This window comes from Bacillus sp. ISL-78, from assembly GCF_018613455.1.
Classification (GTDB): Bacteria; Bacillota; Bacilli; order Bacillales; family DSM-1321; genus Peribacillus; species Peribacillus frigoritolerans.
Window position 1 is genome coordinate 13,499 of the sequence record NZ_JAGGQC010000050.1, and the last position, 21,301, is coordinate 34,799.

The following is a 21,301-nucleotide window of genomic DNA, read 5'->3' on the forward strand; positions in this document are numbered from 1 at the left end:
AAAGAAGCTAGAGAATTTTAAAAATTCTCTAGCTTCTTTTTTTTGCTCTAGGAAATATGGTGAAAAAATTGAATCCAAATAAACATTTTATATACACAATTAAAGATGAATACTTTGAAGACTTTCCAGATCCAAATTTGAAAAATAATAAAGGCGAATCTCGGCCGAATTATTTTGTATTTGAAGATGATAATAAAGAAATTCTTTGGTTCATACCCTTGTCTTCCAGGATAGAGAAGTTCGAAAGAATAATTGACAATAGAGAATCAAAAGGTAGACCTTGTGATATTGCTCATATATGTAATGTTGGTTCTAGGAAACAAGCTTTCGTTATACAAGATATGTTTCCAGCAACAAAAGATTATATTCAAAAAGAATATACTGTAAATAGAAATCCTTATAGATTAGTAAATGAAAAGGATATAAAAACTATAGAAAATAAGGCTTCAAGAATTAAGAATCTAATAGATCGTGGTATTAAATTTATGCCAACCCAACCTAATGTAAAGGAAATAGAAAACCAACTCTTAGAAAAGTTGAATATAGATAAAATAAACGAAAAAAAGCTAACAAATGAAGACGTCAGCAAAGAAAATTCAGGTGGAAATAAGGAAATGAGACGAAAAGAATTTTTAAGAAGGCATATAAATAAAGAAAGATAAAATATATATGACCCCTTCCTCTTAATGATTTTTAAGGGAGAGAAAACTTATTAATAGAGTAACCTGTATACCTGTAAAACTGTATTTATGTACTATATAAAAAGAGCATCCAACCAGCAACTTTATATTTTTGAATTTTTAGCCCTTTCTAACTTCTAACTATAGTTTATTTTTGTTTGTATAACTATAAGACTACGTAAGGATTTTATAGCCATGAAATTAAATACATGGTGATGTGAAGGTAATAAGATGATGTATACCGAATAAAATCAGTAAGAGGATTTAGGAGGGGAGTACATGACAACATACTTAGAACAATTCGCGCGGAATCGGAGAAGAAAAGAAAAGACAGAAGTATTAACCGCACGCCTTCCAGAAAGCTTATACAGTGACTTTAAAGGTTATTGTGCCGAACTCGGTCTATCTATCAGTGAAGCTATTTGTCTACTAGTAGAGCGTGAAATGACAGGGAAAGTGAGTGAATCAGAAGAATTAGCAATTTCAGATGAATACAAAATGAATGATTATGTAGTCGAAGCGAATACAGAAATAGTCAAAAAAGAAACAAAAAGAAGTACCTCCAATACAAATAGATTCATAACGACACAATGGCAAGTAGATGGACAGCTTCCATGTCCATATTGTGGTCGATGGCTGGTGTCTACTAATTTTTCTAGACATGCAAAATTACATTCAACGACTACGCAAGAAATTTTCACTAATGAGAAGTATAGGGAGAAAATCAATTCAATGATTAAGTTGAAACAAGAAGAACTTAATTAGCAACCATTGGGTTACAGTTGATTCGTTACCAGTAAGCAGTGCCACTGATTTTAATGTCTGCAAAGTGACATTAGTTATAGACTTAAATAGTGTAAATAAATAACCATTAGATCCAGAGGTGACATTTTAATGAAATGAAAAACAGAAACGAATTTAAATGTAAAATAGTAACTAATATATTATAATGTTTTTATTAGGTAATTATTATTATGGTATTAAAACATAATCTTCTTTCGCCCGATGGTAAGTAGCCAAGTCTCTAGGTAAGTTATTATATGATAAGGAAGAGAGATCCAGAGTAATTACTGTTGCTAATTTAAATCCCTTCATAGCTTATATTACTATCACAAGTACAGTTTGAAGGTTTTGTAAATCGTTAGTGATTCTCAAATGAATTAACTGAAAAAATATTAAAACATATCCAAATAACTTTCACGGACTGAATAAACGGTTTTTAATTTAGAGGGTATACGAAGAAAAGATAGGAAGTCACTTAAAATGTACAAATTAAGTGTTCTAGGAAATAATTAAGCGAATGGCCAATTAAACTGAAAAGAAATAAAAAAAGGTGGAAATTTAATGAGTTTTTCGGATAGACAACAAAACGATAACGTGGAAAGTACATTTGCAAAAAAGACAAAGGCTGCAGAAACAAAAGTAGTTAAATTAAATGCTGATTTGCACTATAAATTAAAGTTGTATGTAGCAAAAAAAGGAACGGGCATTACTATTACAGACCTAGTAAATAAAGCCGTTACACAATATATAAAAAACAGTGATATAGAAAAAACTATTAAAGATTAATAAGATGAATTGCTTAGGGTCGAAGATTAAATAAGTGATACTGATTGACACCTGTAGTTTCAGAATAGATTTATAAAAAGCAGAACAAGTTATTCAATCTTGTTCTGCTTTTTATCTTTAACCCAGTAACAAGTATATGAGTATGGAATATATAAGGATGGTACTTGTAAGTTTAGGGGATAAACCTAGATTTATTTGGGAGTGAACCTCGCTAGAATATTTAAATTTGATATAGGACTCATGAGAGGTAGTTTTTATAATAGGCAAAGGAAGCCCTAAAAAGGTCGTTAGCAATAGCGAATAAATCTAATGATCATGAATCTCATAAAGTTTCTTAGAGCGTGTCTTTTTTGTTCATAAGTAATATGGGTTGACTTAGGGAGTTCGAGAGACCAACGAACTTAGCTCAATTTAAAAAGCATGAACCAAGTAGATTATCGGTTCATGCCCTCAAGGTTGCCAAATTAACTATAAAGGTTTAATTTTTTGGTTTACTTTAGGCTTTTAAATAATCAAGGTCTTTTTCAGTGCTCACCAAATATTGATTTGGGCTTTTCATGGATAGATTTTTGTTATTGGACGTTCGTTAAGTATTTTCCATATACATAACCTGTTTCCTTACCGTACTTAATTTTGTACCAAGAACTGCTATTAGTAATGACGGTAACGGTTTGGTTTTTCTTCAAAGAGCCAAGAACTTTCCCTGATGTGGATGGTTTGGAACGGACATTTAACTTTGTAGCATTGACCTTACCAGTCATATACTTCGATGCCGGTTTGTTTAATGTATAGGAAGTCGTCGTTGTACGTTTGTTCTTACTTGGATCTATCGCTGTAATGGTAAACGTATACTTTCCGTTCGATACCTTTGATACATCCCATGATGCACTTTGGACACCGGCATTTTTATTAGTATTATTGGTCAGTGTCGCGACGGTTTTGCTTTTGGCATCTTTTACTTGAACGGTGACCTTCGCCTTTTCATTAATCTCATACTTCAAAGAAACTTTATTCGTTTTTGAATCATATGAGTTTTTTATATTTTTAATGGAAGGTGCCGATATATCGGGTTTTGTTAATGTAAATGGAACCGTTTCTGAGCTTTTATTTTTACTGCTGTCAATCGTTGTAATTTCAAATGAGTACTTACCATTCGATACCTTCGAGACATTCCACGATGTCCATTGAACACCGGCATTTTTCTCTACATTATTGATCGGAGTAGCTAGGATTTTACCTTTTGCGTCTTTTACTTGAACGATAACCTTTGCTTTTTCATTGATCTCATACTTCAGAAAAACTTTATTCGTTTTTGAGTCATATGAGGTATTTGTATTTTTAATAACTGGAGCCGTTGTATCAGGCTTTGTTAATGTAAATGGAACCGATGCTGAACTTGTATTATTACTACTATCAATCGTTGTAATTTCAAAGGTGTATGAACCGTTGCTTACCTCTGATGCATCCCAAACGGCTAATTGCGATCCTGACGGCTTTTCGTCCCCTTTGACAAGAGAAGCGAGGGCTTGTTTTTTTTCATCCTTTACTTCCACTGTCACATTCGCTTTTTCATTCGTATCAAAGGTTAATTTGACTTGGTTTGTTTTAGAATCGTAATCGGTTTTTATATCTTTAATCGTTGGTGCTGTTTCATCTTTAGGTGCAGGATCTGGAACTGGTGTTGGGATTGGCGTTGGAATGACTGGTGCCGGTGATGGCTTTACTGGTTCTACTTCCTCAGGTTCTGGCTTATACGCTTGTTTTAAGCTTGTCCCTTCATAATAGACAGCAAGAATATCACGATACGTATTTCCCTGTTCGCCAGCTTTTTTCGCGCCATACTGACTTAGTCCGACACCATGGCCGAAGCCCTTTCCTGAAACGTTAATCGTATCCGTTGTAGTATCCACTTTGTCTACTAAATAGCTTTTCATGAAGCTCAGACCGATAATTGCTCTAATTTTTGAAGCCGTTACGTCTTCTAATATTACACTTTGCTGTAGCGCTTTCCCCTGTTCTTTCACTATAAATTCAATCGTAATACTTCCTTTACTCACCCTGCCGCCACTTGTTGGTGCGTGAAGGGATAGGAAAGGGACAGCCGTAATTTTAATGTCATTACCTGTATAGCCATTTGTCTGTAGCCATGCTCTTATATTAGAAATTTCTTGTGTTTGTTCGGCTTCCTTCGTATTCGCCCACCATGTATCTGCTTTTGTCAGATCTAAGTTTGTAAGGTCTATTTGTTGCTTTTTCACACTAAAACTCCACACAGTTTGCGGATCATATGGATCGTCTTTGACCATTAAATATGGTCGCTCTGTGCCGCCCCAAACATTTTTGTTGGACTCGGTTTTTCCTCCATTGCTAGAGGAAAAAAGAGCATCTGAACCTATATGTAGTTTATCACCATAACCAATGACCTGACCTTCTGTTGCTTTAACAGCTTTTGTTGAATTTTCGTGCCAAGCGTAGCCACCGTATACCTGGTAACTAATTGTGTCATCGGGCGTTCTGTTGATGTAGCCCATTGCATAGGTTCTAGCCGCAACAGCCTGTGCCTTTAAGGCTTCTTGATTCCATAAAGCCGGCATTTCAGCTGGAACGACCCCTTTTAAATAATCTTCAAGGCCAATCGAGTTAAAGGGGCGGATGAATTTTCCATCTTCCATAATAAAGCGGAAACCTCCTAAGTATGAACGGCCATTAATCGAAAGTGGACCGTTCCCTGTTTCGGGTTTCACTTCAATCTCAGAAGCTTTGCCCACTTCTTTTGAATCTGTTAGAACAACAATCTCCGTACCGCTGACCCTCAACGTATACTTCTTGTTCGATTCTAGTTTTACATTTGCTAGATTCGTAGTGTACGTGACTTCCGGTTCAACGATAATCTCGGATTTGTTACCAAGATAGCCTTTTAATTTGACATTAATGATTGGATCGGCTGCCGCCTTAACAGATATTTCCGGAAGAAAAGATAGCATAAGAACGACTGTAACAAACATCCATATTCCATTTCGTACTTTTTTCATTGAATAACCTCCTCAAAATTTGGAAAAATATTTAAATAATAGTATACCATCCATAACGATACCATCAATCGATATTTTACTATTTTAGGGGTCCCACCGAGCTATATTGTATTGTGAAGGTTTCTACATAAACCAACGGGGCAGGATAGTTCCATAAAGTTAATGGATATTTGTGGTGAAATATCAAAAGGAATGATTGATTTATGGGGTGTTCAAAAGAGTGAAGATAAAAATAGGGAGGGGTATTTAGATGTCAAACCATGAAAACGAAGAAATGCTAACAGGAGGGAATGTCTCTAACGTTTATCGTTCGGGAGATACTGTGCGACGAGAATTAAAGCCAGATAGCCCCAAAATTCATAGGCTGTTACAGCATTTGGAGAACAAAGGTTTCAGCTATGCACCAAAGTTTTTAGGTATTGATGAAAAAGGAAGAGAGATATTATCATTTATTGAAGGAGAAGCTGGTAATTATCCTTTAAAAGAATACATGTGGTCTGATGAATGTCTTAATAGAAATAGGGAAAATGCTCCGTCTTTATCATGATTCTGTGAGTGATTTTTCACTTGATGATAGCTGGGAATCGATAGATAACACCCCCCAACCAATTGAGGTACTATGTCATAACGATTTTGCAATATACAACATTATTTTTAATTATGAAAGACCAATAGGCATTATTGATTTTGATGTTGCTGGACCTGGTCCAAGACTTTGGGACATAGCTTATACTCTTTATACTTGCGTCCCCTTAAGTAGATTTTATCTTTCTGAAACAGGTGAGAAAGTTAATTATAATTCATTACAGCATGCTAACCATATAAAACGAAGAGTTAGATTGTTTTTTGAATCTTACGGTAAGGGATTAGAAGAAGATTATTTGGAAATGGTATTGCTACGATTAGAAGGGGTATGTAAAACAATTACAAGAAAATCCAGTGAAGGTGACATTGCTTTTCAAAAGATGGTAGATGAAGGGCATCGTGAACATGGAAAAGAGTGGATTTAAGGTAAGGTTTTTATTGAACTCCCATGAAAATTAAAAAAGTTCAAAATCTAGTAACAAAATAAACCCAGTAAAAACGCTTTTTAAAAAAAGGCTGAGCCTTATGAGTAATCTGATTGAGTTTGGTCAATGGTTAAACAAAAACCTCCAATCATAGCATATTAAGTAGAGGCTAGCGCGACGACAAAAAAAGGATTAATCTCCCGTGAGTGCTACCCATAAAGGGCGCGACAGTCGGTGGTACACCGTGGTCGTTGGAGTCAGACTAACGGATGGGCTCAAAGGCACTATTGTTCAACGACCTTCTTCGCCAGCCATTAAAACATTATCGACATAGAGACCAATTTTCATTCTCTGTGGTGAAGCACTGATTTTTGCGCTTCATGGATGGCTAACGGGTGCGTTAGCTGAAGATCAGAGCTGTCTTGAAGGCAGCTTTTTCTTTATGCAACTAACGGGGCAGGTTAGTTTAATAACAATAAACAAAAATTTCCCAATGCAACATAAATGCAATTATTATTACACTGTACAATTTTAAATTCAAATGTTATTCAGTTTCTTATTTGGAACAAAATAAAGCCGTTTTCCTAAATATCTTGGAAAACTGCCCTATTCTTAACGAAAACAAATATCTGTATATTAAAAAAAACGCGTTGAATACTGCTTTCCTAATTCTTATAGATTATTGCCAAAGAACTCTGTTAACTTAGTTACAGCTTGACCTACATATTCTGGGATATCATACATAGTCATATGCGTTGCACCCTCAACCCAGAACAATTCCATTGGCCCATTCGACAATGCCTAGAAATGTTCGCTGAAAGCGCGTGTGTCCGCCTCGGTTCCTACAATCAATAGCTTCGGTTGAGTCAGGTAGGTGCTAAATTGGCTTGTTGTTTTCCACATATAATCCCTCAGTCTGTTCTTTTACGCCTCCACCAGGATGTACAGTGACAACTGCAGGATATTTTGTATTTTCATCAAATCCCCCAGGTAAATAAAGGTTCCCTGCAATCTTTAAATTACCATTTTTAAACGTTACTGATTTTTTCATGTTTTTTCTCCTTCTATCATAAATTTAGTCTCTGCCTCACATCACCTCCGAAGAATAAAAATCACGGTATGGATTTTCAATATCGATATTCGATATTAAAAATATAACAATCAACACATATTATTTTCCTAAGCAACTAGATAATTTACATATTATTAACATCTGATTTAAAGACTACACACATTAACTGGTGCAAATTTTGATTAATTAGAAATTGCATTTTCATGGTGGCGAAGATGATGTGAAAGACATGATGGAAATGATTCCTTGTCATGGATTTTAAAATAAACAGTTAGTACAAGATTTATTTCAAATTCAAAATGGGAAAGTTATAAACAGTACTTGCAACTTGCAAGTTTTGGTGTTATAAATTGGATATAGAATATTGGAATTGAATAATTTGCGTTTTCAAGCGAAAGGAGAAGGGGGAAAGGTATGGTCATTCGTGAAGCGATGGAAACGGACATAGATTCCATCAAAGAAATTTACAATCAAGGGATTGAGGATAGAATTGCCACGTTAGAAACGGAACTGAAGGATCAAGCCTACATGGAGGAGTGGTTCGCCAAACACATCGGACGCTTTAAGGTAATTGTCGCTGAGCAAGAAGGGGAAATTGTTGGATGGGCTTCCTTGAATCAATATAACAGCCGCGATGCTTATAAAGGGGTTGCCGATTTATCCGTTTATATCTCAAGAGATTATCGAGGAAAAGGGATTGGCGGTTTATTGCTGCAATCCATCGAAAAGCTCGCAAAAGAAAATGACTTCAATAAAATTGTGTTATTCACTTTTCCCTTTAACCAGATGGGTCAAGGATTGTACAAAAAACGGGGGTATCGCGAAGTAGGAGTGTTTAAGAACCAGGGAATTTTAGACGGGGAATTTGTCGATGTGATAGCTATGGAGAAATTACTTTAAACATTTAGGGGGTATGGATTATGCCTGTTAACCATTCAAGCGTATTGTCTGTTGGTTATTTTGATGCCTATTTCAAACTGGTTTTAACTTCTCGTGAACCAGGGTTGGAAAAGGCAAAAGAATTCATCGAAACAAACTTTTTTAAAGGAGAAGCGTGCTATTACGGCGAGCAAACTCACCTGAATTTCATGACGGCTTTTAACAAGCTGAAGGATAAATAAAAAATAATTGAATCAATTAGTTGCAAAATGCAAATAATTAGCGTATAAATAAAGTGAGGTGAAAGTAATGGAAAATGAAAACCTTAGAGGTCTCTTCCAACTCTTAACTAGACGTTTTGGATTATTGAATAAAAATTGCTGCAGTGCAGATGGAATTGAAATTTCCCTCGTTCAAAGCCATATCCTGTATGAAATAAACCGACAAAACAACTCTTCCATCCAGCAAATTGCAGAAACACTGGGGACGGACATTACGACGTTCAGCCGACAAATCCAATCCTTAATAAAATTGAATTTGGTCACAAAAACACAAGATGCTGAAGATCGGAGAATTTCTATTCTTTCTCTGACCGATGAAGGAATGAAGGTCAATCAATTAATCGATCAGCAAATGAATGATTACTTGAATGAGATCTTCAAGACGATGAATGAGTTTGAAAAGGAATCAGTCGTGCGTTCTCTGAAATTGCTTAATGATCGAATGCTGAAGTCTTCCGTATGTTGTACTACTCCTTGGGGGTAGTATAATTTTTTGACAATACTTGCAAGTTACAACTTATTTACGGGGAACGATTCATGAAAAACTGTAAAAATTATAGGAGGGAACAATGATGGTTCAATTTGATAAAAATGCATTACCCGTAGCAATTATAGGTGGTGGTCCTGTGGGGCTGGCCGCAGCCGCTCATTTACTAAAAAAAGGGGAGAAGTTTATCGTATTGGAAGCAGGCGACTCGGTTGGTTCGAGCATGCTGGAGTGGGGACATGTTCGAATGTTTTCTCCGTGGCAGTATAACATCGATAAAGTAGCAAAGGAATTACTGGAGAACGCTGGTTGGTCTTCACCCAACGAAGAAGCTTTGCCGACAGGTCGCAAACTGGTAGAAGAGTACCTTCTTCCGTTGAGTAACCTTCCAGAAATAAAAGATCAGATCATCTTACAAGCAAAAGTAGTCGGTGTTGCCAAAAAGGCTCACGATAAATTAAAAACAGGAAAACGGGACACGGTTCCCTTTCAACTCTATGTTGAAGTGAATGGTGACACAACAGTCATTGAAGCGAAAGCTGTCCTTGATTCATCAGGCACTTGGGCCAATCCAAATCCAATCCTTTCAAATGGTATCTGGACGAATGCCGAAAGACAATTACACAATCAAATCCACTATGGCATTCCTAACGTCGAAAAACTGGAAAACAGATACCAAAATAAAACCACCGTGGTGATCGGAAGTGGCCATTCTGCCATAAATGCTCTATTGGATCTGGCCCCTTTACAGCAAAAATTTACGGATACAAAGATCTACTGGGTTCTTCGTAAAAAACAGATCCATGAAGTGTACGGCGGACAAGAAAACGACGGGTTGGCGGCTCGTGGAGAACTTGGCATAAGAATTCAGGAATTAGTGGAGTCTGGACGAATCCATATTCTAACCCCCTTCCATATTAACGGAGTGTATCCATCAAATGGTCAAATCACTGTGGTGGGAGAGTTAGACGGGGAAGAATTTACACTCGGTGATATCGATGAAATCGTTGTGAGTACGGGTTTTAGACCCGATACATCCTTTTTAAATGAAGTAAGGATAAACCTTGATTCATCTGTGGAAAGCATTGAAGCTCTTGCTCCGCTCATTGATCCCAATATTCATAGCTGTGGAACGGTGCGGCCGCATGGTGAACAAGAACTACGACATCCTGAAAAGAACTTCTATATTGTTGGCATGAAGAGTTATGGAAGAGCACCTACCTTCTTACTGGCGACAGGCTATGAACAAGTCCGTTCCGTGGTGGCTTATCTGACTGGCGATGTCGAGGGAGCAAAAGAAGTACACTTGGAGCTCCCTGAAACAGGAGTTTGCAGTGTGAATCTTGCATCTAATTCCTGCGATTCTGATCTTCCTGCAAATGAAACGCAGGATGGTTCTTGCTGTGGCAAACCATTTCTAGCGAGATTGGAGATCAAAAATAATTCTTGTTGCGAATAAAACAGAAGACCAGTCTAATGCAGACTGGTCCTTTCTTATACAAAAGGAAATGAAAAACATGATTAATCGCAGTGTCACTTTATCCATATTTGAATTGTCATATTATCATTAAAACGTTGATAACAAAATTAATTTTCTAAGTATCTATATAAGGTGGATTTACTAATCCCTGTTTCGTTTTTAATTTCAGCTAGACTATACTTTTTACTTTGGTACATAATAATGGCACGCTTTACATTTTCATCGGGTTTTCTAGGTCGACCTGTTGTAATTCCCTTTTGTTTTGCCTCGGATAATCCTTTTTTGGTTTTTTCGCTGATCACATCACTTTGAAATTCTAAAAGGTGTTTGACGATATCATAAAATGGATATCCAGAATGATGATGTGTGTCAATCTCCTCTTTAAGTGAGTGTAGAAAAGCTCCTTTATCATTAATTATTTCTAATAATTCAACTAAATGCCGTGTAGAGTCTGCCAAAGCAAATAGATTTGTCACGACTATTTTATCTCCTCGATCGAGGGTGTTCATCATATTATCAAGTTGTGTTCTTCTTTTAGCGGATGAATGTTCCTCAGATACGATTGTTTCACAATGTAATTTCATTAAAATATTTCGTTGAATATTACAATCAAGGTCATCTTCATTTGGTCTTATATATCCAATTAACATTAAGACTCTCCCTTACTGTTCTACGTTTCTTTCATCATACCATAATATTTATCCGTTTTAAAAAAGTCCTAAAAAGGTTCCATTTTGGGAAAGTTGATGTTAGACTAGGTTTATTAAATTTGAATTCAACTTGTAAACAGTATGAGTGAGAAAATAAAAAGACATGAGGTGTATAGAAGTGGTAGAAAAAATAAAACAAGAATGGTTTTCTAATGTTAGAGCAGATATCCTGGCGGGGATTGTTGTTGCTTTAGCATTAATACCAGAGGCAATCGCCTTTTCCATCATTGCTGGGGTAGATCCAATGATCGGATTATATGCATCATTTTGTATTGCTGTGATTATTGCTTTTGTAGGTGGACGCCCAGGAATGATTTCAGCTGCAACAGGTGCCATGGCATTACTAATGGTTCCATTGGTGAAGGAACACGGATTGAATTACTTATTGGCAGCAACGATATTAACAGGTGTTATCCAGGTGATTTTCGGAGTATTTAAAATAGCAAGGTTCATGAAATTTATTCCAAGGGCTGTTATGATTGGCTTTGTCAATTCATTAGCCATTCTTATCTTTATGGCTCAAGTCCCGCATTTTCTTGGCATATCCTCGCTAACATACATTTTCGTAGCCATTACGTTGGTAATTGTCTATGTATTTCCGAGGTTTATTAAATCGATTCCTGCACCATTGATAGCCATTATTGTTTTAACAACTATTTCAATCTTTTCAGGTGCGGAATTACGAACAGTTGGAGACTTAGGTACGATCACACAATCATTGCCCTCTTTTTTCATTCCTGACGTACCATTTTCTTTTGAAACCCTAAAAATTATCTTTCCTTACTCAATCGCGTTAGCTATTGTGGGCTTATTAGAGTCCTTATTAACAGCATCCATCGTTGATGATATGACAGGAACGGAAAGTAAAAAGAACAAAGAATCCAGAGGACAAGGGATTGCCAATATCATTACTGGATTTTTTGGAGGTATGGCGGGTTGTGCCATGATTGGACAATCTGTAATCAACGTGAAATCAGGCGGGCGTGGAAGACTTTCTACCCTTACTGCTGGCTTGTTTTTAATCTTTTTAATTATTGTTTTGGGAGATCTAGTTGTACAAATTCCAATGCCCGTTCTCGTCGGTATCATGATTATGGTGTCTATTGGAACATTCGACTGGTCTTCGTTTACCTATTTAGTAAAAGCACCAAAGAGTGATGCCGTAGTCATGTTGGTAACCGTCATAATCGTAGTTGCAACGCATGACCTGTCAAAAGGCGTTATTGCAGGGGTTATTTTAAGCGCCATATTCTTTGTTGCAAAAATTTCAACCATAAAAGTAAAAGAGCGACTTAATGATTCAGATAAAATTTTTGAGATAGAAGGTCAATTGTTTTTTGCATCTGTTGAAGGGTTTGTTGAGTCATTTGATTTTGCTGTTAAACATAAAAATATCATCATTGATTTTTCAGAGGCACATATTTGGGATGATTCAGCCGTAGGAGCCATCGATAAAGTGGTCTTAAAATACCGTGAAAATAATAATAATGTAACCATTAAAGGGTTAGATTCTGCTAGTAAAAGATTAGTGGAAAAGTTAGCTATATATAATCAAACCAATCCTAAATTATCATCACATTAACTTATGAAAAGGAGCAAAAATATGTATAGAAACATCTTATTAGCGGTCGATGGGTCGGAACATTCGTTGCGGGCAACGGAAGAAGCAGTTAAGATTGCTTCTTTGATTGAAAATTGTACCATTGAATTGGTTTATGTAGTTGACTTTTCTAAAGCAAAGGAAGAAGTTCTTCATTCCTATGGAAAAGAAGAATTAGAACTTTCCCGCCGAAAGAAACTTTTGCCTATTGAAGAACGGTTGGAAACCAATAATGTGCCTTACACTTTTAAGGTTTTACGAGGAGAACCAGGTCCATCCATTGTCGAATATGCCAATAAAGAGAAGTTTGATTTAGTGATTATAGGTAGCCGAGGACTAAATTCATTACAAGAGATGGTATTGGGAAGTGTAAGTCATAAAGTGGTGAAAAGGGTTAAGTGCCCCGTTCTTATAGTGAAGTAGAACTGTGGTCTAGACTGAGTGATTATCTTCGGGAAAAAATGAAATAGGAAGTACTCCTCTATTAAAGGTGATATTGTGAAATTATTATTAGTTATGCTTGGCGGTTTTTTAGGCACTTTATGTAGGTATGGATTTGGAATATGGATACCTACATATAAGGGTTTCCCTTTGGGTACTTTAGTAATAAATCTCGTTGGGTGTTTATTTCTTGGGTGGTTTATAACATCTGTAAGCCATAGAAAAAAAATAAGACCAGAATTTACATTCGTTATCGGGACAGGATTTATCGGTTCATTTACGACATTTTCAACATTTTCTGTTGAGTCGATACACTTATTCCAAGATGGTCATGTTCTTTTAGCCCTGCTTTACATACTATCTACCACATTATTAGGATTATTATTGGCTTATTTAGGTTGCCAATTTGCATTACCAAAAGAAGAAGAAGGTGACCCAGTATGATCTGGCTAATCGGGATAGGTGGTTCTTTAGGTGCTGCCGCTAGATTTTTATTAGGAAGTTTCATTAATAATAGAGCTAAAAAAATACATCCATTTCCATTGGGTACTTGGGTGATTAACATAACAGGATCCTTTTTTCTAGGTGTCATTGCTAATCTTCATTTAAACAGTCAAATCAGTGATTGGGTATGGTTTTTCGGAGGAATTGGTTTTTGTGGTGCATATACTACATTTTCTACTTTCGGATACGAAACAATTACGTTAATACAATCGAATAAAATAAAATTAGCAATAGGATATGTAACATCATCAGTCATTATTGGGGCTGTTTCAGCAACAATAGGTCTGATTATTTAATTTAAAAATCTGGTTCAAAGGATAATGGTTAATGTATGGGGAGGATTAATGTATGGAATAATTGTAGAGTAAAGAATACAAAATGCTCCATACAGTTATAAGGCAAGACGGATAAATCGGTAGTAAAGATTGGCGATGAATATTTGTTTATGAAATTTCATCCGATTTGTCCTTCTTTAATCTAGCCGAAAAACTTTTAATCAAGTGATATGTAAAAAATTTGATTACTTGACTATATAAGAATATGCTTATATAATGACTAGGGAAAGAACCGAATTAAGGACTATCTTACTTTTTATATAAGTATATAATTATTTAAAGATTAGTTGTGGAGGGATAACATGCAAACGAATGAAGCGTTGGATATAGAAGCTACGGCAAACGTTCTTAAACTTTTAGGTGATAAAACACGTTTGACGATGGTAAAAATTATGTCTGAACATGAATGTTGTGTCTGTGAATTTGTAGACCTGTTTGATATGAGCCAACCTGCTATTAGCCAACATTTACGAAAGTTGAAGGATAGCGGAATTGTGAATGAAGCGAGAAGGGGACAATGGATATTTTACTCGTTAAATCAATCATCCTCGTATTACTCATTTATTCAAACGGTTATCAAGGACTTGCCAAGTCAAACATTTAAAGTAGAAGAATTAACAGCACAAGGAAAACGAATTTGTTGTGACTAACGAGGAGGAGAACATAAGTGGGTACAGTTATATTAGCTAGTATCATCTTTTTGCTGACGTTGACATTCGTCATCTGGCAACCCAAGGGATTGTCAATCGGCTGGTCAGCATGCGGGGGGGCGTTACTTGCCTTACTCGTTGGGGTTGTTGACTTCAATGATGTAATTGCCGTTACAGGTATTGTATGGAACGCGACGTTGGCGTTCATTGCTATTATCATTATTTCTTTGATTTTAGATGAAATTGGTTTCTTTGAATGGGCAGCTCTACATATGGCTAGAGCGGCCAAGGGAAATGGAGTAAGGATGTTTGTGTATGTGAGTATTCTCGGAGCTCTAGTCGCTGCGTTTTTCGCCAATGACGGAGCCGCGCTCATCTTAACTCCGATTGTATTGGCGATGGTTCGAAACTTGAAGTTGGAAGAGAGAATGATCTTCCCATTTATCATCGCGAGTGGGTTTATCGCGGACACTACATCCTTACCGCTTGTCGTAAGTAATCTGGTCAACATTGTTTCTGCGGACTTTTTTGATATCGGGTTTATTGAGTTCGCCTCTAGAATGATCGTTCCCAACCTGTTTTCATTAGCAGCAAGCATCCTGGTATTATATTTGTACTTCAGAAAGAGCATTCCGAAGAATTATGATATGGCTCAATTGAAGAAGCCAGTCGATGCCATTCGGGATGTGAAAATGTTTCGCCTGTCTGGGATTGTTTTAGGTGTTCTGCTGGTTGGCTATTTTATCAGTGAATATTTCAACATTCCTGTATCTATCATTGCAGGTGTTATCGCCATTTTCTTCTTGTTTATGGCAAGACGGAGTCCAGCTGTAAATACCAAGACCGTTGTAAAAGGCGCACCATGGGCGATTGTGTTCTTCTCCATTGGAATGTATGTCGTGGTGTATGGATTGAGAAACGTTGGATTGACGAATATTTTAGCCGACCTTATACAATTAACTGCTGATCAAGGATTATTCGCTGCTACTGTCGGAATGGGCTTCATCGCAGCTATCCTCTCATCGCTTATGAATAACATGCCGACGGTCATGATAGACGCTCTTGCCATTTCCGATACGAATACAACGGGGGCGATTAGGGAAGCCCTGATTTATGCTAATGTCATTGGTTCGGACTTGGGCCCGAAAATTACACCGATTGGTTCTTTGGCAACATTATTATGGCTGCATGTCCTTTCATTAAAAGGCGTGAAGATCACATGGGGAACCTACTTTAAAACGGGTATCATCTTAACCATCCCAACATTGTTCATCACATTAGTTGGCTTGTATATATGGTTGCTCATTATTCACTAAATACATCATTTTACTCATAAAGGAGAGAAACAACATGGCGAAAAAAACACTTTACTTCTTATGTACAGGTAATTCTTGCAGAAGTCAGATGGCTGAAGCATGGGGTAAGAAATATCTAGGAGACGAATGGCAAGTGCTAAGTGCAGGAATTGAAGCACATGGCTTGAATCCGAATGCTGTTAAAGCGATGAACGAGGTTGGAATGGATATTACCAATCAAACTTCCGATATCATTGACCCTGACATTTTAAATAAGGCCGATTTTGTGGTCACGCTATGTGGCGATGCGGCAGACAAATGCCCAATGACGCCATCGCATGTGAGACGTGAACATTGGGGCTTTGATGACCCAGCAAAAGCGGAAGGGACCGATGAAGAAAAATGGGCGACCTTCCAACGTGTTCGTGATGAAATCGGAGAAAGAATTGAACGTTTCTCTAAAACGGGCGTATAAATAAAACTGAAAAGCCGAGTAATCACTCGGCTTTCGTTTTATCAATAGCATAAGTAAATGATTATATATGAAGGGGAGAGAACAAATGATGAAAGTGGAAATCTTTGATCCTGCTATGTGCTGTTCAACTGGCGTATGTGGACCGAGTGTTGATCCTGAATTAACAAGAGTTGCATCTGCTGTTTATTCTTTGGAGAAAAAAGGGTTCGATATCAAACGTTATCAATTAACCAATGATCCTGCTAAGTTCGTAGACAACCCTGAGATTAATAAAGCTTTACATGAAAAAGGACCTGACGTCTTGCCAATTATTTTAGTCAATAATCAGATTGTGAAAGAGGGAAGTTATCCAACGAACGAAGAGTTTGGGAAATGGTTTGAAGTAAAACCTGAAGAGTTAAATGAAAAGCCAAAAGCTCGTCTTTCCATTGATTTAAATCAACTGAAATAAGATAGAAAGAAAGAAAGAAAGAAGGGGAAAAAGCGTGTTTCAATCTTTCAATCCGAAGAATGTCATTCAAACACCCTTTTTATTTTTAACGGGAAAAGGTGGGGTAGGAAAAACATCGACTGCCAGTGCCGCTGCTGTTGCATTAGCCGATAGTGGGAAAAAGGTATTGCTCATCAGCACAGACCCAGCTTCCAACTTACAAGACGTATTTGGGATCAGTCTAACCAATACACCCATAGCCGTACCAGGTGTTGATAATTTATTTGCCAGTAATTTAGATCCTGAGGCATCAGCGAGGGCGTATCGTGACAAAGTGGTTGGTCCATATAAAGGGAAGCTACCTGATTCCGTCGTTGCCACCATGGAAGAACAATTATCAGGAGCTTGTACGGTGGAGATTGCCGCATTTGATGAATTTTCGAACGTGCTAACCAATGTTGACATAGTCAATCAGTTTGACCATATTATCTTTGACACGGCTCCAACTGGGCATACGCTAAGGCTTTTACAGCTTCCGACGGCATGGAGTGGATTCCTGGAGGAAAGCACACACGGTGCGTCATGCTTAGGTCCTTTGTCAGGGTTGGCGGAGAAAAAAGACCTTTATTCTAAAACCGTGGAGGTCCTTTCCAATCCAAGTAAAACCACATTAATCCTGGTAACAAGACCTGACGCCTCATCCTTATTAGAAGCAGACCGTGCATCCAATGAACTCAAAGAGATTGGCGTGAAAAACCAAATACTTATCGTGAATGGGCTTCTTCAGACACACCTTGAAGAAGATGAAGTGTCATCCGCCTTTTATCATCGCCAAAGAAACGCATTACAGCACATACCAGAACATTTAAAACAGGTTGCTGTTTATTCGTTACCGTTTGTTTCTTTTTCCTTAACAGGGATAGACAATTTACGATATTTATTTAAACAGTACACGATTCCATCAAAGATGGTGACATATGACGATGAAACAGCGAATCTTCCAAGATTGAATGAAATGATCACTGATTTCTCAACAAATAATACAAAGCTTATTTTCACAATGGGGAAAGGTGGAGTGGGGAAAACAACGATTGCTTCAGCGATTGCTGTTGGTTTAGTTGAGAAGGGGCACTGTGTGCACTTAACGACAACCGATCCTGCGGGACACTTGAATTACCAATTCGAAAATGTTCAATTTAATCAAAACTTAACGATTAGCAGCATTAATCCAAAAGAAGAAGTCGAAAAATACAAAGCAGATGTCATAAAGAACGCTGGCCAAGATTTAGATGAAGAAGGACTTGCTTATTTAGAGGAAGATCTTAATTCCCCTTGTACAGAGGAAATAGCCGTATTCCGAGCCTTCGCTGAAGTGGTCGCTAAATCAGAAAATGAAATAGTCGTCATTGATACAGCTCCAACGGGTCACACGTTGTTATTGTTGGATGCTGCACAGTCTTATAGTAAAGAGATTGCCAAGTCAACGGGTGAAGTCCCTGAGAGTGTAAAAAAAATACTTCCTCAAATTAGGAATGCAGAAGAAACTTCCGTCGTGATCGTCACACTTGCCGAAGCCACACCCGTGTTAGAAGCATCCCGATTACAAGATGATTTAAGAAGGGCAAATATCAACCCACAGTGGTGGGTAATTAATCAGAGTCTATATGCTACTAATACGGCAGACCCTGTATTAAGCGGGAAGGCAATGGCAGAAAAAGAATGGATTCATGAAGTTAAGGAAAAGTCATCTGAGAAATGTGTAATCATCCCTTGGATGCATGAAGAAAAGGTTGGGTATGAAAAGCTGAAAGATTACAGTAACTAATTGATTGTACCTCTGACTAGAGTAAGTCATTTAAATTGGAGGATGGATATAATGACCACAAAGACTTACCATGAATTAATTAAAGATCGCATTTTCATCGGTGGCGCAGATGATGTGAAAGACATCATGGAAAATGAGAAAGCCGATATTATTTTTGATTTGCGTGCAGAAGCGCCTGACGATACGGAGTATAGCCGCATGCATAGTCCCATTGTAGATGATGCTACACACCAAGATGAATCTATTAAAAATTCGATTGCTCATGTCGTAAAAGCATATAATGAAGGAAAGAATGTGTATTTTCATTGTGCGGGAGGAAGCAATCGCACAGGAACCGTTGCGGTTGGAACCTTGTTGACTTTAGGTAAGGCGAATACGATTGAAGAAGCAGAGGAAATGGCTAAGTCTGCACGTCCTAAAATTAAGGTGAAACCAGAAATGAAGGAAGCATTAAAAAGAATATTTCCTAATGCATAGGAAAGAAATGGAGAGGATTTAACATGAAAATTACAGATGCTGCAAAACAACTTTTAGAAAATGTTTTAAATGAAAAAGGTGCAGAAGGGATTCGTCTTACTTCTGTTGCTGGTTGTTGTGGACCTCAAATGGCCTTATCTTTAGATGCTCCACAAGAAAAAGATACTATACAAACCATTAACGGGATTAAAGTGGCAGTAGATTCTCAAATTGCTTCAACTGAGGAATTTACATTAGACAAAGAAGAAAATCAAGATGGTGTAGGTTTAGTATTATTAGGCGGTAGTAGTTGTTGTTAGGAATTAAAGTGTGACTCCTAAAAGAGGATAATTAGTCCGAAATTCGGATTATTATCCTCTTTTTGATTACTATCTATACTGCTCTTTAAACATTAGGCTCTGTTAAAGGATGTTGTTGATGTTGTTGATTTTCTTGATGAACTACCATGAAAATAGACTTCTGGAATTTAGGGGAAAAGGCAATACTTAAGAAGACGCAGCTCATTGTTTTTTTAAAAAGGGGAGAGCGCCTAATTTACTGATTTATTGTAGGTAAGTGGACTGGATTAAGATGCTTCAGGTTCTTGTAATGTAACTGTGTATCCTAAACTTTCAAGTCTTCTTAGTGAATGCCGAAAAATTGATTGTTGTCTCTGTTTATCAAAGTAGTCTTCGCCTAAGTCTACATACATTTCTTTTCGAGTTAAGAGATAATAGGAGATACGTAACATGGCATGAGCGACTACTATTCCTGCTCGTTTCTTACCTTTTCGTGATGCTGTACGCCTATACAGTGCTCCGAGATAGTTTTTAGATCCTCTTACAGAATGAGCTGCTTCTGTTAATGCTGATCTCAAATACTTGTTTCCTTTTTTTGTTTTAGCCGATTTTCTTTTTCCCGCACTTTCGTTATGCCCAGGAACTAGTCCTGCCCAAGAACACATATGAGCTGCACTTGGAAACTGTTTCTTAATATCAGTCCCAATTTCAGATAAAATTTGCTCAGCCATTCTTGTAGCTATACCAGGAATAGAGTCTAATCGTTCCACATCTTCTTGATAGGAGCTTACTCTTTCCTCGACCTCTTGGTCGAGCATCTCGATTTGTTCTGTTAAAAAATCAATATGCTTTAAAATGGTTTTTAACATGAGGCGTTGATGCGAATTGATATAACCTTTAAGGGCGAGTTCTAGTTCATCTTTCTTCTTTTTCATTGTGCGTCGGGCAAAGTTTGCTAGTTTTTCAGGATCTTCTTCACCTTCGGCAATTGCGTTAAGCATGTCTCGAGCCGAAACACCCATAACGTCTGAAACGACAGAGCCTAGCTTAATATTTGCGCCTTCTAACACTTTTTGGATTCGATTATGTTGTCTAGCACGTTCTTCAATGATACTTCTACGGTACCGAACTAGTTCACGTAGTTCCCGTTGATTTCGATCTGGTATGTAACTAGCTTTTAGGAGTCCATGACGAAGAAGTTTGGCAATCCATTCTGCATCTTTAACATCTGTTTTACGCCCTGGCACTGCTTTCATATGTTGAGCATTCACAACTAAAAACTCAATCTCTTCAGCTTCTAATAAATTAACAATAGGTTTCCAATATACACTGGTACTCTCCATGGCAACATGAGTACAGTTATTCTTTTTAATCCAATCCACTAACTGTATTAGAAAAACAGTTTTTGTTGAAAACGTTTGAATCTCCTTTCCTTCTGGTGTCATAATACATGCAGTAATATTGTCCTTATGGACATCCATACCACATGCTCTTTCAATGACTACTTCCATTGAAAACATCCTTTCTACGGCTCTCAATACAATTGGAGGCTGGTGCAAAAACCAGAATAGGATTAATCTACCATGTGTGCTTCCCGTAAGGGAGCGACAGTCAGTGGTGCACCTTGGTCGTTGGAGTCAGACTAACGGATGGGCTCTAACGCACCATAGTTCATCGACCTTCCTCTCCCAGCCGTAGAATCAGTATTGACCGTTCTGAACCATTTTCTTTCTCTGTGGTGAAGCGCTGGTTTTTGCGCTTCATGGATGGCTAACGGGGCAGCATTCCTGT

At 37.4% G+C, this 21,301-nt stretch carries 22 protein-coding genes and 1 pseudogene; 19 read left to right on the top strand and 4 right to left on the bottom strand.

From position 1 onward, the window contains the following. Positions 1-68 precede the first annotated feature (68 nt). The 3 genes from cptIN to J7I96_RS26965 all read left to right on the top strand — a co-directional run bounded on the left by cptIN (position 69) and on the right by J7I96_RS26965 (position 2,249). A complete protein-coding gene (gene cptIN, locus J7I96_RS26955) occupies positions 69-662 on the top strand; it encodes a type III toxin-antitoxin system CptIN family toxin (RefSeq protein ID WP_214924015.1) in 594 nt (197 codons plus the stop codon). A gap of 297 nt (positions 663-959) precedes the next feature. Then, positions 960-1,445, top strand: coding sequence for a hypothetical protein (locus J7I96_RS26960; RefSeq protein ID WP_214924017.1), 486 nt, complete (start codon positions 960-962; stop codon positions 1,443-1,445). 579 nt (positions 1,446-2,024) lie between these two features. Next, positions 2,025-2,249: a plasmid partition protein ParG gene (locus J7I96_RS26965; protein WP_214924019.1), complete on the top strand. Its 225-nt coding sequence runs from the start codon at positions 2,025-2,027 to the stop codon at positions 2,247-2,249. Positions 2,250-2,821: 572 nt separating this feature from the next. Here J7I96_RS26965 and J7I96_RS26970 read toward each other — a convergent pair. Continuing rightward, the gene (locus J7I96_RS26970) at positions 2,822-5,281 is read right to left on the bottom strand and encodes a SpoIID/LytB domain-containing protein (RefSeq protein WP_214924021.1); all 2,460 of its coding nucleotides are present in this window, start codon (positions 5,279-5,281) and stop codon (positions 2,822-2,824) included. 250 nt (positions 5,282-5,531) lie between these two features. Here J7I96_RS26970 and J7I96_RS26975 point away from each other — a divergent pair. Then, positions 5,532-6,291 (top strand): annotated as a pseudogene (locus J7I96_RS26975) (aminoglycoside phosphotransferase family protein). 877 nt (positions 6,292-7,168) lie between these two features. On the opposite strand, the gene J7I96_RS28275 reads toward J7I96_RS26975, so the two are convergent. Then, positions 7,169-7,342 (bottom strand): alpha/beta hydrolase, encoded by a 174-nt coding sequence (locus J7I96_RS28275; protein ID WP_251029267.1) that lies wholly within the window; start codon positions 7,340-7,342, stop codon positions 7,169-7,171. Positions 7,343-7,777: 435 nt separating this feature from the next. Between J7I96_RS28275 and J7I96_RS26985 the strand changes: the two genes are divergently transcribed. The 4 genes from J7I96_RS26985 to J7I96_RS27000 all read left to right on the top strand — a co-directional run bounded on the left by J7I96_RS26985 (position 7,778) and on the right by J7I96_RS27000 (position 10,469). Next, positions 7,778-8,263: an arsinothricin resistance N-acetyltransferase ArsN1 family A gene (locus tag J7I96_RS26985; protein ID WP_214924023.1), complete on the top strand. Its 486-nt coding sequence runs from the start codon at positions 7,778-7,780 to the stop codon at positions 8,261-8,263. 20 nt (positions 8,264-8,283) lie between these two features. Further along, on the top strand, positions 8,284-8,484 hold the full coding sequence (locus J7I96_RS26990) for a hypothetical protein (RefSeq protein WP_214924025.1): 201 nt from the start codon (positions 8,284-8,286) through the stop codon (positions 8,482-8,484). A 67-nt stretch (positions 8,485-8,551) separates the two neighbouring features. Beyond that, entirely contained in the window at positions 8,552-9,007 is a 456-nt protein-coding gene (locus tag J7I96_RS26995; protein ID WP_214924027.1) for a MarR family winged helix-turn-helix transcriptional regulator, read from the top strand. Positions 9,008-9,092: 85 nt separating this feature from the next. Continuing rightward, positions 9,093-10,469: an FAD-dependent oxidoreductase gene (locus J7I96_RS27000; RefSeq protein WP_214924029.1), complete on the top strand. Its 1,377-nt coding sequence runs from the start codon at positions 9,093-9,095 to the stop codon at positions 10,467-10,469. A 128-nt stretch (positions 10,470-10,597) separates the two neighbouring features. On the opposite strand, the gene J7I96_RS27005 is transcribed toward J7I96_RS27000, so the two are convergent. After that, positions 10,598-11,140 carry a recombinase family protein gene (locus J7I96_RS27005; RefSeq protein ID WP_214924031.1) on the bottom strand — a complete coding sequence of 181 codons (543 nt, stop codon included), beginning with the start codon at positions 11,138-11,140 and terminating at the stop codon, positions 10,598-10,600. A 178-nt stretch (positions 11,141-11,318) separates the two neighbouring features. Here J7I96_RS27005 and J7I96_RS27010 point away from each other — a divergent pair, with 178 nt between their 5' ends. From J7I96_RS27010 to J7I96_RS27060, 11 genes are all read left to right on the top strand, one after another. Further along, complete coding sequence (locus tag J7I96_RS27010; protein ID WP_214924032.1) at positions 11,319-12,782, top strand: SulP family inorganic anion transporter; 1,464 nt, start codon at positions 11,319-11,321, stop codon at positions 12,780-12,782. Positions 12,783-12,803: 21 nt separating this feature from the next. Further along, positions 12,804-13,223, top strand: coding sequence for a universal stress protein (locus J7I96_RS27015; protein WP_214924034.1), 420 nt, complete (start codon positions 12,804-12,806; stop codon positions 13,221-13,223). 75 nt (positions 13,224-13,298) lie between these two features. Further along, positions 13,299-13,685: a fluoride efflux transporter CrcB gene (crcB, locus tag J7I96_RS27020; RefSeq protein ID WP_214924036.1), complete on the top strand. Its 387-nt coding sequence runs from the start codon at positions 13,299-13,301 to the stop codon at positions 13,683-13,685. Next, positions 13,682-14,041: a fluoride efflux transporter CrcB gene (gene crcB, locus J7I96_RS27025; RefSeq protein ID WP_214924040.1), complete on the top strand. Its 360-nt coding sequence runs from the start codon at positions 13,682-13,684 to the stop codon at positions 14,039-14,041. The genes crcB (J7I96_RS27020) and crcB (J7I96_RS27025) overlap by 4 nt, the downstream gene beginning before the upstream one ends. Before the next feature lie 341 nt (positions 14,042-14,382). Beyond that, a complete protein-coding gene (locus tag J7I96_RS27030) occupies positions 14,383-14,730 on the top strand; it encodes an ArsR/SmtB family transcription factor (protein ID WP_214924041.1) in 348 nt (115 codons plus the stop codon). A 17-nt stretch (positions 14,731-14,747) separates the two neighbouring features. Then, positions 14,748-16,046: an arsenic transporter gene (locus tag J7I96_RS27035; RefSeq protein ID WP_214924043.1), complete on the top strand. Its 1,299-nt coding sequence runs from the start codon at positions 14,748-14,750 to the stop codon at positions 16,044-16,046. 34 nt (positions 16,047-16,080) lie between these two features. Next, on the top strand, positions 16,081-16,500 hold the full coding sequence (gene arsC, locus J7I96_RS27040; RefSeq protein ID WP_214924044.1) for an arsenate reductase (thioredoxin): 420 nt from the start codon (positions 16,081-16,083) through the stop codon (positions 16,498-16,500). Positions 16,501-16,585: 85 nt separating this feature from the next. After that, positions 16,586-16,951, top strand: coding sequence for an arsenite efflux transporter metallochaperone ArsD (arsD, locus tag J7I96_RS27045; protein ID WP_214924046.1), 366 nt, complete (start codon positions 16,586-16,588; stop codon positions 16,949-16,951). Positions 16,952-16,985: 34 nt separating this feature from the next. Then, positions 16,986-18,755: an arsenical pump-driving ATPase gene (gene arsA / locus J7I96_RS27050; RefSeq protein WP_214924048.1), complete on the top strand. Its 1,770-nt coding sequence runs from the start codon at positions 16,986-16,988 to the stop codon at positions 18,753-18,755. Between the two features lie 51 nt (positions 18,756-18,806). After that, positions 18,807-19,232, top strand: a complete 426-nt coding sequence (locus tag J7I96_RS27055) for a protein-tyrosine phosphatase family protein (protein ID WP_214924051.1) — start codon at positions 18,807-18,809, stop codon at positions 19,230-19,232. Positions 19,233-19,255: 23 nt separating this feature from the next. Beyond that, a complete protein-coding gene (locus tag J7I96_RS27060) occupies positions 19,256-19,531 on the top strand; it encodes an adhesin (RefSeq protein WP_214924053.1) in 276 nt (91 codons plus the stop codon). A 266-nt stretch (positions 19,532-19,797) separates the two neighbouring features. Here J7I96_RS27060 and J7I96_RS27065 read toward each other — a convergent pair whose 3' ends face one another. Next, entirely contained in the window at positions 19,798-21,021 is a 1,224-nt protein-coding gene (locus tag J7I96_RS27065; RefSeq protein WP_053536468.1) for an IS110 family RNA-guided transposase, read from the bottom strand. Positions 21,022-21,301 lie beyond the last annotated feature (280 nt).

Bases quoted from the DNA above. Each gene is read 5' to 3' on its own strand.
- J7I96_RS26960 (WP_214924017.1), top strand. From the start codon at position 960: ATGACAACATACTTAGAACAATTCGCGCGGAATCGGAGAAGAAAAGAA.
- J7I96_RS26965 (WP_214924019.1), top strand. From the start codon at position 2,025: ATGAGTTTTTCGGATAGACAACAAAACGATAACGTGGAAAGTACATTT.
- J7I96_RS26970 (WP_214924021.1), bottom strand. From the start codon at position 5,281: ATGAAAAAAGTACGAAATGGAATATGGATGTTTGTTACAGTCGTTCTT.
- J7I96_RS28275 (WP_251029267.1), bottom strand. From the start codon at position 7,342: ATGAAAAAATCAGTAACGTTTAAAAATGGTAATTTAAAGATTGCAGGG.
- J7I96_RS26985 (WP_214924023.1), top strand. From the start codon at position 7,778: ATGGTCATTCGTGAAGCGATGGAAACGGACATAGATTCCATCAAAGAA.
- J7I96_RS26990 (WP_214924025.1), top strand. From the start codon at position 8,284: ATGCCTGTTAACCATTCAAGCGTATTGTCTGTTGGTTATTTTGATGCC.
- J7I96_RS26995 (WP_214924027.1), top strand. From the start codon at position 8,552: ATGGAAAATGAAAACCTTAGAGGTCTCTTCCAACTCTTAACTAGACGT.
- J7I96_RS27000 (WP_214924029.1), top strand. From the start codon at position 9,093: ATGATGGTTCAATTTGATAAAAATGCATTACCCGTAGCAATTATAGGT.
- J7I96_RS27005 (WP_214924031.1), bottom strand. From the start codon at position 11,140: ATGTTAATTGGATATATAAGACCAAATGAAGATGACCTTGATTGTAAT.
- J7I96_RS27015 (WP_214924034.1), top strand. From the start codon at position 12,804: ATGTATAGAAACATCTTATTAGCGGTCGATGGGTCGGAACATTCGTTG.
- crcB (WP_214924040.1), top strand. From the start codon at position 13,682: ATGATCTGGCTAATCGGGATAGGTGGTTCTTTAGGTGCTGCCGCTAGA.
- J7I96_RS27030 (WP_214924041.1), top strand. From the start codon at position 14,383: ATGCAAACGAATGAAGCGTTGGATATAGAAGCTACGGCAAACGTTCTT.
- arsC (WP_214924044.1), top strand. From the start codon at position 16,081: ATGGCGAAAAAAACACTTTACTTCTTATGTACAGGTAATTCTTGCAGA.
- arsD (WP_214924046.1), top strand. From the start codon at position 16,586: ATGATGAAAGTGGAAATCTTTGATCCTGCTATGTGCTGTTCAACTGGC.
- J7I96_RS27055 (WP_214924051.1), top strand. From the start codon at position 18,807: ATGACCACAAAGACTTACCATGAATTAATTAAAGATCGCATTTTCATC.
- J7I96_RS27060 (WP_214924053.1), top strand. From the start codon at position 19,256: ATGAAAATTACAGATGCTGCAAAACAACTTTTAGAAAATGTTTTAAAT.
- J7I96_RS27065 (WP_053536468.1), bottom strand. From the start codon at position 21,021: ATGGAAGTAGTCATTGAAAGAGCATGTGGTATGGATGTCCATAAGGAC.